The 16256-nt window shown below is 34.2% G+C and carries 13 protein-coding genes; 6 read left to right on the top strand and 7 right to left on the bottom strand.

The genetic code is table 11. The features are described from left to right. Window positions 1-128 precede the first annotated feature (128 nt). Window positions 129-2192, top strand: a complete 2064-nt coding sequence (metG, locus tag CGC48_RS00955; RefSeq protein ID WP_098028087.1) for a methionine--tRNA ligase — start codon at window positions 129-131, stop codon at window positions 2190-2192. Between the two features lie 241 nt (window positions 2193-2433). Here metG and CGC48_RS00945 read toward each other — a convergent pair whose 3' ends face one another. Then, window positions 2434-3714, bottom strand: coding sequence for an acetyl-CoA hydrolase/transferase family protein (locus tag CGC48_RS00945; protein WP_098028085.1), 1281 nt, complete (start codon window positions 3712-3714; stop codon window positions 2434-2436). 204 nt (window positions 3715-3918) lie between these two features. On the opposite strand from CGC48_RS00945, the gene CGC48_RS00940 reads away from it, so the two are divergent. Continuing rightward, a complete protein-coding gene (locus CGC48_RS00940; protein WP_041993067.1) occupies window positions 3919-4329 on the top strand; it encodes a BrxA/BrxB family bacilliredoxin in 411 nt (136 codons plus the stop codon). 62 nt (window positions 4330-4391) lie between these two features. Continuing rightward, the gene (locus tag CGC48_RS00935; protein WP_098028084.1) at window positions 4392-5123 is read left to right on the top strand and encodes a lysophospholipid acyltransferase family protein; all 732 of its coding nucleotides are present in this window, start codon (window positions 4392-4394) and stop codon (window positions 5121-5123) included. Window positions 5124-5161: 38 nt separating this feature from the next. Here CGC48_RS00935 and fumC read toward each other — a convergent pair whose 3' ends face one another. Together fumC and proS are read right to left on the bottom strand one after the other, a co-directional pair. Further along, on the bottom strand, window positions 5162-6559 hold the full coding sequence (fumC, locus tag CGC48_RS00930) for a class II fumarate hydratase (RefSeq protein ID WP_098028083.1): 1398 nt from the start codon (window positions 6557-6559) through the stop codon (window positions 5162-5164). A 190-nt stretch (window positions 6560-6749) separates the two neighbouring features. Further along, window positions 6750-8228, bottom strand: a complete 1479-nt coding sequence (gene proS / locus CGC48_RS00925; protein WP_098028082.1) for a proline--tRNA ligase — start codon at window positions 8226-8228, stop codon at window positions 6750-6752. A gap of 221 nt (window positions 8229-8449) precedes the next feature. Here proS and CGC48_RS00920 point away from each other — a divergent pair, with 221 nt between their 5' ends. Continuing rightward, entirely contained in the window at window positions 8450-9880 is a 1431-nt protein-coding gene (locus tag CGC48_RS00920) for a Gfo/Idh/MocA family protein (protein WP_098028081.1), read from the top strand. Between the two features lie 47 nt (window positions 9881-9927). On the opposite strand, the gene CGC48_RS00915 is transcribed toward CGC48_RS00920, so the two are convergent. Together CGC48_RS00915 and CGC48_RS00910 are read right to left on the bottom strand one after the other, a co-directional pair. Continuing rightward, window positions 9928-10629: an LrgB family protein gene (locus tag CGC48_RS00915; RefSeq protein WP_098028080.1), complete on the bottom strand. Its 702-nt coding sequence runs from the start codon at window positions 10627-10629 to the stop codon at window positions 9928-9930. Then, window positions 10626-10976, bottom strand: a complete 351-nt coding sequence (locus CGC48_RS00910) for a CidA/LrgA family protein (protein WP_098028079.1) — start codon at window positions 10974-10976, stop codon at window positions 10626-10628. Before CGC48_RS00910 ends, CGC48_RS00915 begins: the two co-directional genes overlap by 4 nt. Before the next feature lie 250 nt (window positions 10977-11226). Between CGC48_RS00910 and CGC48_RS00905 the strand changes: the two genes are divergently transcribed. Next, on the top strand, window positions 11227-12183 hold the full coding sequence (locus CGC48_RS00905; RefSeq protein WP_098028078.1) for a hypothetical protein: 957 nt from the start codon (window positions 11227-11229) through the stop codon (window positions 12181-12183). Between the two features lie 95 nt (window positions 12184-12278). On the opposite strand, the gene CGC48_RS00900 is transcribed toward CGC48_RS00905, so the two are convergent. Both CGC48_RS00900 and CGC48_RS00895 read right to left on the bottom strand, forming a co-directional pair. Further along, window positions 12279-14201, bottom strand: a complete 1923-nt coding sequence (locus CGC48_RS00900) for a DUF294 nucleotidyltransferase-like domain-containing protein (protein ID WP_098028077.1) — start codon at window positions 14199-14201, stop codon at window positions 12279-12281. Window positions 14202-14225: 24 nt separating this feature from the next. Next, entirely contained in the window at window positions 14226-15515 is a 1290-nt protein-coding gene (locus CGC48_RS00895; protein ID WP_098028076.1) for a dicarboxylate/amino acid:cation symporter, read from the bottom strand. A gap of 111 nt (window positions 15516-15626) precedes the next feature. Between CGC48_RS00895 and CGC48_RS00890 the strand changes: the two genes are divergently transcribed. Further along, complete coding sequence (locus CGC48_RS00890; protein ID WP_098028075.1) at window positions 15627-16175, top strand: hypothetical protein; 549 nt, start codon at window positions 15627-15629, stop codon at window positions 16173-16175. Window positions 16176-16256: the final 81 nt, after the last annotated feature.

Here is a 16256-nt window from a genome sequence, read left to right as displayed (position 1 = left end):
AAGAGATTATTCAATCAAAAAGAGTATTGATTACAAAATTGTTGATTTTTTAAAAAGGAAAACAACTTTTATAATTTTTAAATTTCCTAAGAAGACCTTATCTTTGCGACTCATTTATTTTTCATAAAATGTCAAAAAGATATACCATTACGGCAGCTTTGCCATATACTAACGGACCCATACATATTGGTCATTTAGCAGGAGTTTATGTGCCATCGGATATTTATGCTCGTTATCAACGATTGAAAAACAACGATGTAGCTTTTATCTGTGGAAGCGATGAACACGGTGTTGCTATTTCCATAAAGGCTAAAAAAGAAGGAGTTACCCCACAGGAGATTATTGATAAATATCACCAAATCATTAAAAAATCATTTGAAGATTTTGGGGTTTCGTTTGATAACTATTCGAGAACTTCACTTCCTGTTCACCATAAAACGGCTTCTGATTTCTTCCGAAAATTGTACGAGCAAGGTGATTTTATCGAGGAAGTTTCTGAGCAATTATATGATGAACAGGCTCAGCAATTTTTAGCAGACCGATTTGTTACGGGAACTTGTCCAAAATGTTCTAATCCAGAGGCTTATGGTGACCAATGCGAAAAATGTGGTACTTCATTGAATGCTACTGACTTAGTAAATCCAAAATCAACTATCACAGGAACTAAACCTACACTTAAAGAAACTAAACATTGGTTTTTACCTTTGAATCGCTACCAAAAATTTATCGAAGAATGGATTTTAGAAGGACATAAAAAAGATTGGAAACCAAATGTTTATGGGCAGGTAAAATCGTGGCTTGATGATGAATTGAAACCTCGTGCTGTTACACGTGACTTAGATTGGGGAATTCCTGTTCCTGTGGAAAATGCTGAAGGTAAGGTACTTTATGTTTGGTTCGATGCACCCATTGGTTATATTTCGTCAACTATTGAATGGGCGGAGCGTGAAGGTAAAGATTGGAAGCCATATTGGAAGGATAAAGATACCAAATTGGTACACTTTATAGGAAAGGATAATATTGTATTTCATTGCATTATATTTCCGTCGATGCTTAAAGCCGAAGGAAGTTATATCTTGCCAGATAATGTTCCCGCTAATGAATTTTTAAATTTGGAAGGGAATAAACTTTCAACCTCCAAAAATTGGGCAGTTTGGTTGCACGAATATTTGCAAGATTTTCCAAATCAGCAAGATGTATTGCGTTACGTTCTGACAGCGAATGCTCCTGAAACCAAAGATAATGACTTCACTTGGAAAGATTTTCAAGCTCGAAATAACAACGAATTGGTAGCTATTTTCGGAAATTTTATCAATCGGGTAATGGTTCTGACTCATAAATATTACAATGGTGTTATTCCAGAGCCTAACGAGTTTACAGAAACAGATTTGCAAACTTTGGCTCAAATGAAAACTTTTCCTGAATTGATTTCCAATTCAATAGAGCGTTACCGATTCCGTGAAGCTTCACAAGAATTGATGAATTTGGCTCGTTTGGGTAATAAATATTTGGCTGATGAAGAACCTTGGAAAATTGTCAAAGAAAACCCTGAACGAGTAAAAACACAAATGTATGTAGCTTTGCAAATTGCAGCAGCATTAGCCATATTTAGTGAACCTTTTTTACCTTTTACTTCTGAAAAATTAAAGAAAATGCTTCAGTTTGATGATTTAAAAGTCAAAAAACTATGGGATGATATAGAAAAAAGTTATGAAATTCTTCCAATAGGGCATATTATAGGTAAATCAGAGCTTCTTTTTCAAAAAATAGAAGATAAAGCAATCGAAAAACAATTAGAACGATTGGAAAATACTAAAATTCAGAATAAAAAAGAAGAAAAAATGTCGGTAAAGCCACAAAAAGAACTAATTTTGTATGATGATTTTACGAAAATGGATATTCGTATTGGAACTATTCTGGAAGCCGAAAAAATGCCAAAAGCGGATAAATTACTTATCTTAAAAGTAGATACGGGAATTGATGTTCGAACCATAGTTTCAGGAATTGCAGAAAGTTTTAATCCGCAAGATATTGTAGGAAAGCAAGTTACTGTACTGGCGAATCTTGCTCCACGAAAATTGAGAGGTGTTGAAAGTCACGGAATGATTCTGATGACTGAAAATTCAGAAGGGAAATTTGTTTTCTTGAATCCTGATAATGAAAGTATTGCCAACGGAATGGTTGTAAAATAAGTTTTATCAATAAATTTTATACTGAATATTTGCCAGGTTAATAAAATAAAAAGAGTATTGTTATTGCAATACTCTTTTCTTATTTTATCCGCATTTACATTGGTTATCGTCCTTTCCGCAGGTTTTTTTCTTGTTATTTTTTAGAAAAAACTTTTTAATTAAAAAAGAAACAGCAATCAAAACCAAAATGTATGCTATAATCTTCTGTATTCCCATTTTTTAGCTTGGTTTTATTAAAAAATTAAATCCTATTTTTATGAAATTCTTCAAAATATTGCCTTTCCAAGTTTTCTCTGTGGTCAGGGTGGGCAATTTCAATCATTGATTTGATTCGTTGATGAATATTTTTGCTATGTAGTTGAGCTACACCATATTCCGTAACGACATATTGTACGTGCGAACGAGTTGTTACAACTCCTCCTCCTTTTTTTAGGAAAGGAACAATTCTGCTTTCACCTCTTTTAGTTACAGAAGGAAGAGCAATGATAGATTTTCCTCCTTCGCTTAATGAAGCTCCTCTTACAAAATCTACTTGACCTCCAACTCCTGAATATATTTGAGTTCCAATGGAATCTGCACAAACCTGTCCCGTCAAATCAACCTCAATAGCCGAGTTGATGGAAATCATTTTTGGATTTTGCCGTATGACAGACACCTCATTTGTGTAGGAACACTCTCTGAGTTCTACAAACGGATTATCATTAACAAAGTCGTAAAACTCTTGCGACCCCATCATAAAAGAAGCAACAATTTTACCCTTGTCTATTCCTTTTTGAGAACCATTTACAACACCTTTTTGAATTAATTTCAGAACGCCATCAGTAAGTAACTCTGTATGAACGCCTAAGTTTTTTAAATGAAACATCTGTGAGAGGGTCGCATCAGGAATACTACCTATTCCTAATTGTATTGTGCTGCCATCTTCGATTAATCCTGCAATGTGTTTTCCTATTTGATTTTCTGTTTCATTGGTTGTAATCGCGTTTACGGAGAATAGAGGCTTATCATATTCTACCAAATAATCAATTTCATTTATATGAAGCATTGCATCTCCAAAAACACGAGGCATATATTTATTAACTTGTGCTATAACGTATTTTGCATTTCTCATTGCTGCTTTACAGGCTTCTACTGATACCCCCATAGAGCAACATCCATTTTTGTCTGGAGGTGAAACTTGAATTAATGCAACATCAACAGATACGTGTTTTCTGTCAAATAACAAAGGCACGTCACTTAGGAAAACGGGCGTGAAAGTTCCATTTCCAGCCGAAATTACGTGTCGGACATTTTTCGATAGGAAAAAAGAATTTGTGAAAAAACTATCTTTATATTTAATATCGGCGTAAGGAGCATCTCCTTCGACGTGAATATGTCCAATAGTTACATTTCTCAGCTCGGGAGCTCGTACAACTAAGCTTTCTACTAAATGTGTTGGAACTGCAGCCCCTCCCTGTATATATATAAAATCGTTGCTCTTTACTACTTTTAGAGCTTCTTCTGCGGTTGTGTATATAGCCATATATGCTCAAAAATTTAGTTATTATTGTAGAATGCATTTAATAGGTTTCAAAGTTACATTTTTTTTTCGAAAATTCAAATTTTCAGGCTCTTATCACTAAAAATGATATTTGTAAATTTCTAAAAAGATTGGTTTAGTTCTAATTTTACTTTTCATTAAATTATTTTTTCTATCTTTGTGGCTTAACTAAAAACGCAAAATATTATGTATCCACCAGATTTGGTAAAACCTATGATAGAGGAACTAACTGAGGTTGGTTTCCAAGAATTAAAAACAATTGAAGAAGTTCAAGAAGCACTGAAAAAATCGGGAACAACATTAGTCGTTGTGAATTCTGTTTGTGGTTGTGCAGCAAGAAATGCACGTCCTGCAGTACTGATGAGCCTTCAAAATGCAAAAAAACCAGATTATTTAACAACGGTATTTGCTGGTGTGGATAGAGAGGCTACTGAAGAAGCAAGAAGTTTTATGTTGCCTTTCCCGCCGTCTTCTCCTAGTATCGCTCTTTTTAAAGATGGAGAGTTAGTCCATATGCTTGAACGTCATCATATTGAAGGAAGATACGCAGAAACTATTGCTGAAAATCTTCAACAGGCTTATGACGAATTTTGCTAAAATATTTTAATTTGCCAAAGTACACATACTTTGGCAAATTTTTAATCACACGAAATATCGCAATGAAAGTACTCGCATACCCTCTGAGCATACTTCACTATGTTGTTTTGAGTTCTTTGTTATTGATTTTTCATCCTTTACAGTGGATTTCCATTCATTTTTTGGGTAGAAAAACGCATAAGAATTTAGTTGATTTTTTGAATATCTTAATCATTAAATCATTACTAATTACGGGTAATCGAGTGAAGTTTAGTTTTGAGGTTCCTCTTCCTAAAAACACTCCTCTGATTTTTGCAGCAAATCATCAAAGTATCTATGATATTCCTCCTCTTATTTGGTATTTAAGAAAGTATAGTGTTCGTTTTGTTGGAAAGAAAGAATTGGGAAATGGAACGCCGAGTATAACCATCAATTTACGACATAATGGTTCAGTTCTGATTGATCGTAGCAGACCTCAAGATGCAATTCCTCAATTAGAAGAATTTGGAAAATCATTGCAACAGAATAAAGACTCGGGATTAATTTTTCCGGAAGGAACTCGAAGTAGAGGGAATACGCCTAAACCATTTAAAACAAAGGGATTGGAAGCCATTATAAAAAATATGCCAGGTGGTTATGTTGTACCAATTACAATAAACAATTCTTGGAAGATTTTGAAATATGGTTCTTTTCCTGTAGGCATAGGTAATAAAATCAGCTTTTATGTTCACAAGCCAATAAAAATTGAAGCAGAAAATATTCAGAATCAAATTGCAGAAGTAGAAAAAATAATCATTTCGAGGATAGAAAAATAAAAAGGCTGTTTTAAAACAGCCTTTTTTATTATACATCATTATTTTAGACTTCCAACCATATCTTCTGGTTTTACCCAAGCATCGAAATCTTCAGGAGCTACGTAACCTAATCTAACGGCTTCCTCTTTCAGAGTAGTTCCGTTTCGGTGTGCTGTTTGAGCAATTTCAGCAGCTTTGTAATATCCTATTTTTGTATTTAAAGCGGTAACCAACATTAAAGAATTATCGACTAACTCTTTGATACGTCTGTGATTAGGTTCAATTCCTTGTGCACAATGTTCGTCAAATGACACACAAGCATCTCCTAATAATTCTGCTGAACGCAAGAAGTTTGATGCCATCAAAGGTTTGAAGACATTCAACTCGTAGTGACCTTGAGCTCCTCCAACGGAAATAGCAACGTCATTACCCATAACTTGAGCAGCAACCATTGTAAGTGCTTCACACTGTGTAGGATTTACTTTTCCAGGCATAATTGAACTACCTGGCTCATTCTCAGGAATTAAAATTTCTCCAATTCCTGAACGTGGACCAGAAGCTAACATACGAATGTCATTCGCAATTTTGTTCAATGAAACTGCTAATTGTTTTAGAGCCCCGTGTGCTTCCACAATTGCGTCGTGTGAGGCTAATGCTTCGAATTTATTAGGAGCTGTAACAAATGGATGTCCAGTGAATTTAGCAATGTATTCAGCTACTTTCACATCATATCCTTTTGGAGTGTTAAGTCCTGTTCCTACAGCAGTTCCACCTAAGGCTAATTCAGAAAGATGAGCCAATGTATTTTTCAAGGCTTTGAGTCCATAATCTAATTGAGCTGCATATCCTGAAATTTCTTGTCCTAAGGTAAGTGGTGTGGCGTCCATAAGGTGAGTACGTCCAATTTTTACTACATCTTTGAAGGCTTCTGCTTTGGCTTTTAAAGTATTACGAAGCTGCTCTACTCCTGGAATAGTTTTTTCAACCACCATTTTATAACAAGCAATATGCATTCCTGTTGGGAAAGTATCGTTTGAAGATTGCGATTTGTTTACGTCATCATTTGCTTTTAAAACAGGTTCTCCTTCACCTATTTTTCCACCAGCAAGTACTTGAGCACGATTGGCAATCACTTCATTAACGTTCATATTTGATTGTGTGCCTGAACCTGTTTGCCAAATTACAAGCGGAAATTGGTCATCTAATTTTCCTGCCAAGATTTCATCACAAACCTGTGCGATTGCATCTCTTTTTTCAGTTGAAAGTACACCCAAATCACAGTTGGCATACGCAGCTGCTTTTTTCAAATAAGCGAAACCTCTTACGATTTCAATTGGCATTGAAGCAGGAGCTCCAATTTTAAAATTGTTACGTGAACGCTCAGTTTGAGCCCCCCAATATTTGTCGGCAGGAACTTTCACTTCGCCCATAGTGTCTTTTTCAATTCTGTAACTCATTTTATTCTATTTTTATGTTATTAAACAATTTTTTCCAAGTTTTTAAGCCCTACAAAATTACTAAATTTAGTAGACATAAAATAGTTTTTTGATATTTTTTTGTCTTTTTTATCATAAAAAAATTGAGACTTGAAAATCACACGGAAGTTCCAAGTCTCAATTTACATAATTTCTAGTTAATCAATTAATATTAATACGCTTTAGCAAATAAAACGCGTTTGGTTGAAGGCTTTCCTGAAAAAATACATACACCTTGCTCTTCCTTAGAGTCCAACGGAATACAACGGATAGTTGCTTTGGTTTCTTCTTGAATTTTTGCTTCAGTTTCAGCAGTTCCGTCCCAGTGTGCGGATATAAATCCTCCTTTATTTTCCAAAACATCTTTAAACTCCTCGTACGAATTTACTTCGGTAATGTGTGTATTTCGGTAATCAAGAGCTTTTTTGTAGATATTTTCCTGAATTTCAATCAATAATTTTTCGATATGTTCAACAATCACTTCTCCTGAAATGGTTTCTTTGGTAAGTGTATCACGTCGAGCCACTTCAAAGGTATTATTTTCTAAATCACGTTGTCCTACAGCCAAACGCACAGGAACACCTTTCAATTCATATTCATTGAACTTAAAACCAGGTTTTTGTGTGTCTCGGTCATCAAATTTTACCGAAATTCCTTGTTTTTTCAGTTCATCCATCAAAGGTAATACACGTTGTCTTACGGCTTCTAATTGTTCTTCTCCCTTGTAAATAGGGATTATAACTACTTGAATAGGAGCTAATTTTGGGGGAAGAACCAATCCATTGTCATCGCTGTGAGTCATAATTAAGGCTCCCATCAGTCGGGTTGAAACTCCCCAAGAAGTAGCCCAAACATAGTCAAGTGTTCCCTCTTTTGAAGCAAATTTCACATCAAAGGCTTTAGCAAAATTCTGTCCTAAAAAGTGTGAAGTCCCTGCTTGTAGAGCCTTTCCGTCTTGCATCAAAGCTTCAATACAATAGGTTTCATCGGCTCCTGCAAAACGCTCAGATTCAGTTTTAAATCCTTTAATGACAGGTACACACATAAAATTTTCAGCAAATTCTGCATAAACGTGCATCATTTTTTCAGCTTCTTCAATGGCTTCTGCTTTGGTTGCGTGTGCGGTATGCCCTTCTTGCCATAAAAATTCTGCTGTACGTAAAAACAAACGAGTACGCATTTCCCAACGAACCACGTTTGCCCATTGATTAATCAAAATAGGCAAATCACGATATGATTGAATCCAATTTTTGTATGTATTCCAGATGATTGCCTCCGAAGTGGGTCGAACAACCAATTCTTCTTCCAATTTTGCTTCTGGGTCAACCATTAATTTCCCTTTTTCATTAGGGTCAGCTTTCAAACGATAATGTGTTACCACAGCACATTCTTTGGCAAATCCTTCAGCATTTTTTTCTTCTGCTTCAAAAAAACTTCTTGGTACGAAAAGTGGAAAATAGGCATTAACGTGTCCTGTTTCTTTGAACATTTGGTCGAGTTCTGCTTGCATTTTCTCCCAAATAGCATATCCATAGGGTTTTATAACCATACAGCCACGAACACCAGAATTTTCTGCTAATTCGGCTTTTACCACCAATTCATTATACCATTTTGAATAATCTTCTCCGCGTTTTGTTAAGTTTTTACTCATTTTTATTAATCTCGTAAAATTGCTATTCTCGTAATTTTGTCAAAGTTGCAAATTTATGAAAAGTATTTCAGATTTTAATGTTTGTGATTAGGAAATTAAACGAATGCTTTTCATAATGTGAAAATTTTTAAAATATTCGAACATAAATACTTTTGTAATTAATCTTAAAATAAGTACCTTTGCTCGGAATTTTGTAATTAACCTCTAAACAAATAAATAATATGTTAAGAAAAATTAACCAAGTACTTTTAGGCGGGATATTGTGCTTGAGCTTTGCAGCTTGTAATTCTGTACAAAAAGCAAATAATCCCGTTACTGAAAAAACAACGATGTATCAGCCGATTAAGGTTCATACGCCAAAACGTGCCGCTGGTCAGAAGGACGTAGTAAACTTAGTAACTCCAAAGTTAGAAACAGTTCGAGTAGGATTTATCGGATTAGGAATGCGTGGCCCTAGTGCAGTGCAACGTTTTATGCACATTCCAGGAGCTAAAGTAACAGCTCTTTGTGATATCCGTCCAGAACGAGTTGAGAAAGCTCAAACAATTTTGGAAAAAGCAGGAGTTGAAAAAGCGGCGACTTATAGTGGTTCGGAAGATGCTTGGAAAGCTCTTTGTGAACGCGATGATGTAGATTTGGTGTATATTGTAACTGATTGGAAATCACACGTTCCTATGGCTTTGTATGCTATGGAAAAAGGTAAACACGTAGCTATTGAAGTGCCTGGGGCAATGACTATGGAAGAAATCTGGTCGTTAATTGATATGGCTGAGAAAAAACGTTTGCATTGTATGATGCTTGAAAATTGTGTATATGATTATTTTGAATTAACTTCACTAAATATGGCTCAACAAGGATTGTTTGGTGAGATTATTCACGCTGAAGGTTCGTACATACACGCATTGGACGATTTTTGGACAGCTTATTGGAATAACTGGAGATTGGACTATAACGCTAAACATCGTGGAGATGTGTATCCAACACACGGAATGGGACCTGCCTGTCAAGCACTTGATATTCACCGAGGCGATAAAATGAATTACTTGGTTTCATTCGATACAAAACCTTTCAAAGGTAAAAAACTTTACGAAAAAGTTACAGGCAAGAGCGGAGATAACTTCCAAAATGGAGACCATACGATGACAATGATTAAAACAGAGAAGGGAAAAACAATGCAAATTCAGCATAATGTAATGACTCCTCGTCCGTATTCACGTATGTATCAACTTACTGGAACAAAAGGATTTGCTAATAAATACCCAACAGAAGGTTACACGGTAGAACCTGAGAATGTTTCAAAAGATGATGTTCCCAATCACGAGAATTTAAGTTCTCACGGGTTTGTTCCGAAAGAAGCCAAAGAAGCTCTTATGAAAAAATACAAACATCGAATTCATATTGAGTTGGAAGAGAAAGCTAAACAAGTAGGTGGACACGGCGGAATGGATTTCATAATGGATTACCGATTAGTTTATTGTTTAAGAAATGGGCTTCCGTTGGATATGGATGTGTACGATTTGGCAGAATGGTCTTGCTTAGTACCTCTTTCAAAAATTTCACTTGAAAATGGAAGTGCACCAGTTGAAATTCCTGATTTTACACGTGGAGCTTGGAATAAAGTTAAAGAATACAGACACGCTTTTGCAGACTAAAAATTTTGAATATAAAATAAAAAAAGCCTTGTAAATTACAAGGCTTTTTATAACCAAGGTTCAATTAATTGAATTATTGGAGGAGCTAAAATCGCTGTAAAAACACCATTAAGTATCATTCCTAAACTGGCATAAACGGCGTGTTTTTCACTAAGTTCGAAAGCAGCCATCACACCTAATCCGTGGGAAGCAGTTCCTACAGCAATCGCCTTGCCCATAGGGCTTTTAACTCTGAAAAAATCAAGAATTTTAAACCCAAAAATACTGCCAAGTATTCCTGTAATTATCACTGAGGCTACAGTAAGAGGAGGAATTCCTCCAAGAACTTTTGAAATTTCAATAGCAATAGGTGTTGTTACTGATTTTGGAACTAATGACAATATAATTTCTTTATCCGTTCCGAACAATTTTGCAACCAAACAGACAGAAAAAATACCCGCTAAACTACCAAAAAACTGAGATACAAACAATGGAATTAATTGTCTTTTTATTTTCGAAATTTGTAAATATAGAGGTACACCAAGTGCAACGATAGAGGGTTTGAGCCAAAATTCAATATAAGTTCCCGCTTCTTCATATTTATTATATGATATGTTGAAAATAGATAAATATCCTATAAGAATAGCAGTTGTTACCAGAACAGGACTCAGAAAAGCAGATTTATATCTTTTTTGCAACATTTGAGTCGAATAGTAAATAACGAAAGTGAGTCCCAAAAGTAGTAAAGGATTTTCTAAATATGTGTTCATTGTTTTTTAATCTTTTTTCGTAAAATTTGATAACTATGTCCTGTTACAACAATCACAATAATTGTACTGATAATCACTGTGACAGCGATAGACCAAAAGTTGGTAGCTATTAGGTTAAAATGAGCCAAAATTGCGACACCTGGAGGAACAAAAAAAAGTCCCAAATTTGCCAATAACAAATCCGAAATGGCTTTCACCCAGTGTAATTTAATCCAACCTAATTGTAAAAAAAATGTCAAAAGAAACATACCAATGATGCTTGAAGGAAATTGTATTTCAGTAATAAATACAATCAGTTCTCCCAAGGCTAAACAACCAAAAATTATAGCACAATATCGAACTAGCATATTAAAAAATTTGTTGCAAAGGTACTTCGTTTTACAAAAATGAAGAAGCTTTTGAAAATATATTTATTTTTTCTAATTTAAAAAATGAAAAGCTGTATTTAATTATGTTTCTTATAAGTATTTGGTTAAAGGTATATTATGATAGTTTAAGAAAAATGAAATATGTGATAAAAACATAAAAAAATGTAAAATATTATGAGAATAATAAAGTTTTATATATATTTGCCCAGCAAACAAAAAGAAAAAAGCTATGATAAATTCAGAAAAATTTGATGATTCTTCTCAAAAAGAAGAATTTACATTCGATGAAGGGTACGCAAATGAACCCAGAAGAGGAGGCGGAATAGTTTCTAAGATTTTGATAGGAGTCTTGGCTATTACAACGGGTTTTGTTGGCTATCACGCTTATTCGCTTCGTGAGCAGAAGGATAAAAATGAGATTGAGTTAAATGAGCAAAAAGAGCAGATAATTAAGGAGTTAAGTGCTTTGAAAACAAGCTATGATAAAGCTGTTGAAGAGAACAAAACTACTAATCAGGATCTTATTGATGCTCGTAACAAGGTAAGTATGTACATTGATTCCTTAAAAACAATGAAAATGTCAATGGCATCACTGACAAAGTACAGAAATCAAGTTTTTACCTTAACTAAGGAACGTGAGCGTTTATTAGCAATTAACGATTCATTGAGAAGGTCTAACGCTTTAATTCGTCAGGAACGTGATAGTGTTGCTGGAGCTCTGCAAACGACAGTTTCATATGCGGACTCACTGGTACAGCAAAATACAAAACTTAGAAAAGTAGTTGAAAGTGGAGAAGAGCTACAAATCAATAAATTAACTACTGAGGCTGTTAAGGAGCGTTCAAGTGGCAGATTAGTTGGAACAAGTAGATCAAAAGCCGCTGACAAAATTCGTGTGTGTTTTACTGTTGCTGCAAACAGAATTGCTAAATCAGGAACAAGACATTTTTACATACAATTAGTAGACCCTAACGGTATTACTTTAGGAGAAAATGGCACCACTTCAGTAGGTGATAACACTGTTAATTATAGTGTTGCTACTAGGTTTATCTATGAAAATAAAAATATAGATGTGTGTGATTTCGTTTCAAAATCAGGTGATAGATTCGAAAAGGGAACTTACAGAGTTGTTGTTTTTGATGATAAATTGAAATCTATAGGCGAGACAGAATTCTCACTTAAATAAGAACGTTCATAATAGAGGTTTATATTAAACTGAAAAAGAGAGAAAACATCTAATGTTTTCTCTCTTTTGTTTTTATAAAATCAATTTCAATAATTTTAAACGTAAGTAAGGCTTACTTTAAAACGTAGCTTTATTAATTCTTGTACTCCTGCAATAGCTTTAAAACAACGTTTTAATTTTGTTTTTTCTTCTTTGCTTAAGCTGTTTAAATCCAGATATCTACCATTGTTATCATTTTTTAATCCACTTTTTATACGGAATTTTAACAATGCTTTGGCGGCATAGGCTCCGGCCAAGTATATGTCTTTATTTTGAGGTTCCAATTCAGCCAGTTTTTCAAAACGCTCAGAAGTATTGGTTATTTCTTTGATTTTGTAAGATAATGAAAGCAATCTTGCACTATCATTAATTGTTGTCAAAGCTCTGGCTTTTAAATCGAATTGGTCTTTATACTTTCCATCGTGTTCTACGATAAAGTTTCTGAAGAAACCAAGAGGAGATGGATTTTCTAATGCACTTTTTGCTAACAAAGCCATAAAACGCTCGTTATTCTGTGTTAATTCAAATACTTTATCACTTAATTTATCAACCAAAGTGGGTTCTCCAAATGAAAAAGCCATATCATAGAAGATTGAAAACATCAAAAGGTCAGCATCATTAGCGTTAGAAATCCATTTCTGAAATTGTTCTTCCCATCTTTCTAAACTCAAGCACCAATTTGGGTTTCTTGCCATCATATCTGCAGGGCAATACTCATACCCAATTTTGTTGAGCATTGTGTTGATTTTATCAGCTAATTGTAAAAAATATTGCTGTGTTTTTTCGTAATTTTCATCTGTAACATTTTCAAAAACAATTGCATTATCTTGGTCAGTTACCAAAAATTGCTCTTTTCGAGCGTGGCTTCCCAAACTGACCCACGCAAACCGAACGGGTGGAGGAGTAGGCATTCGTTTGATACATATTTCAATGGCTTTGGAGATGATTGCTTCGAATAGTTGATGGAATGAATCGGTAATTAATCCCAATGGAATATTTTGTAATACATATCCTTTCAGTAAGTTAAGTGATTGTTTTCGGATTCTCTTTAAGTGTTTTGATTTTTTCGAACGTTTAACAGCCTTCATTAGCTCAGGAATGCTATCGCCTTTCACCGTTTCAATATCGTGTTGTGTCATTATGCCACATACAGGAGTTTTATTGCTACCATCTTCTGTGATTATTAGGTGATTGATATTACTTTTAATCATTTCGAACTGAGCTTGTGCGATTGTCATCTTTTTCGGATACGTTTTAACAGGGCTGCTCATTACCTGCGATACTTTCATATCTAATGAAAAACAACCCGTTGCTATCTGTTTTCGTAAATCTTTATCAGTAACAATACCTAAAGGTTTTTTTTCTGAATCTACCACGACAATACTACTAACACGTTTTTCGGTCATTAAAAAAGCAGCTTGTTGAATATTTTCATCTGGATTGGTTTTCACTACTTTCCGAACATAAATTGCAGGTTGTAGCTCAAAGAAATCTTTTTGAAGCATATTTCTGTCGAAATTTTGATACAAAAATTTGGTATAGTCAACAGAATATGGATTTCTTGTTTTCGATGCAAAAATTTCAATAAGATATAAGCCTATTTTTGTATCACTTTCAATAAGTGGGCGAAATTCATTTGCTGGAATTCCGTAAATGATAGATTCTTCTTGAGCGATGGCAGTCATTTGGTAAGGTGTGTTTGTAATCATCGGTCGAACACCAAAAACATCACCTTCGTCACAAATATCAACCATTTCTGAATTATCATTTATCGTTTGCTTCATTTCGATAGCTCCTTCCTTAACAATGTAGAGATATTGGTGAGCTTCTTCGTGTTCTTTGAAGAGGATTTTACCCTTTTCTAAATAAATGACAACAACTTCCTTTGATAAATTGAGTAAGTTATTTTCATCAATAATATCAAAAGGAGGATATTTTTTTAAAAAATCGTGTACTCTTCTGGAAATAGTATTTCTCATAAATAAAATTAAAATAGATATTGGTTATTCTTTTTCTTTCACCTCGTGTAGTTTTCCGACTGATTTTCCCACTATCATTGCCACACAAGCATCTCCTGTAACGTTTGCAACAGTTCGCATCATATCCAATGGGCGGTCGACGGCGAAAATTAATGCTAATCCTGCTTCGGGAATACCTGCTTGTTCCAAGATAATGACAAGCATAGAAATACTAGCACCAGGAACACCAGCCGTTCCTATAGAAGCTAACGTTGCCGTTACAACAATCCCGAGCTGAGCTACAAAGCTTAGGTCCATTCCTGAAGCCTGTGCAATGAAAATTGTTGCAATTCCCAGATACAGACTTGTTCCATCCATATTTATGGTTGCTCCCAGCGGAATTACAAAACTAGCGACTTCCTCGTCCACACCTAGTTCATCTTCTACTCGTTCCATAGTTAAAGGCATTGTCGCTGAACTTGAACTTGTTGAGAAAGCTAGTAGCTGTACGGGAGCCATTTTTTCAAGAAAAAATTTGGGAGTCCTTTTGGTAAAAGTCCACACCAAAATGCAATACACTAACATCAGTATTGTTAAACCACCAAACACACATAAAGCGTAGATTAACAGAGCAGAAAGTACTTCAGAATTGGGAACTTCTACAATTAATCCAGCGATGAGAGCAAAAACCCCATAGGGAGCAAATTTCATAATCATATCAATGATTTTCAATATAATATCATTAAGACTATTGAAAAAATCTTTAACAGGTTTAGTTTTTTCTTCAGGAATTAAAATCATTGCAAATCCAAATAATATTGCACAGAAAATAATTTGAAGCATATTCGCATTGTTTGTTGCTGATAAAATGAGATTATCTGGTACCAAGTTTTCGATAGCATCTAAGGGACGAGCTTCTTTCTGTTTTTGGGCAATACTTATGCTTATATCTGCTTGTGATTTAAAGCTTTGCATCAACTCAACACGCGTTTCTTCTTTTAGCATTTTTCCTGGTTGAACGATATTTGCGACTGTCAATCCGATGGAAACAGCTAAAACGGTTGTTAACATATATATAACAATTGTTCGAGTACCAATTCGGGAGAATTTAGAAATATCTTTCAAATCGGAAATTCCCTTGATGAGAGAGGCTAAAATTAGAGGTATTGCTATGATTTTAAGTAGTTTAATGAAAATATTTCCGAAAGGCTTTATATAATCTAACACAAAGTTTTTCCCCCACGAAAATTGTAACATCAGCAGGGCTAATAAGCTCCCTGCAAGCATACCAATAATGATTTGCCAGTGTAACGCAATTTTTATATTTTTCTTCATAAACCAAAAATGGAAAATAATTGTTTTACTTTTAATTAGTTTCGCAATATATAACTTTTTTTGAATACAAGAAATTTGTAAATTGTTTTTTCTATTTTTGCCAAAAAACGAATGAAATTCATATTCGACTATATTTTATTTTTTGTAAAATCAATTCACCTTCACGGAGTGCATTCTCCTTTTGTTTTTAGTTTGATTAACAGTTGTTTGCGCTCTAAAAATAAAATTCAAATTGAGGAAATATGCAACTTCAGAGAAATAGAAATTTCTGAAAGAAAATTGCAATTGTTGTTACAATTTGTTCAATATTTTGATGCAAAATATGTTTTTGTAGATGATGAGAAGTTAAAAAAAATCTTGCAACTTTCAAAAGAAAATATTTTTGTTGAAACAGAGAAACTATCCGATTCCGTAACAGAAAAATACGACCTCATTTTCATAAACAAGAATGCTAAAAATTTGAATATTATATCGTTCTTAGAAAAAATGCATAATGATAGTGCATTGATAATTAATGATATACATAAAAAGAAGAATAAAAATTATTGGGAAAACTTGGTAAAACATTCAAAAACAACTGCTTGTATAAACACGTTTACACAAGGCTACATTTTTATACGAAAGGAGCAAAAAAAAGAAGTTTTTTACATCAAGTTATAGTGATTTTTAGTACATTCGCAAAAAATAGTTAGAATTTTATCTGCTGGAAACTTGTGAGAGTATCAGCTGTTTAATTTGTGA

The sequence above is a fragment of the Capnocytophaga cynodegmi genome (genome assembly GCF_002302475.1).
Lineage (GTDB): Bacteria > Bacteroidota > Bacteroidia > Flavobacteriales > Flavobacteriaceae > Capnocytophaga > Capnocytophaga cynodegmi.
The sequence above is the reverse complement of the archived record's forward strand: the minus strand, read 5'-3'. Positions and strand labels throughout refer to the sequence as shown.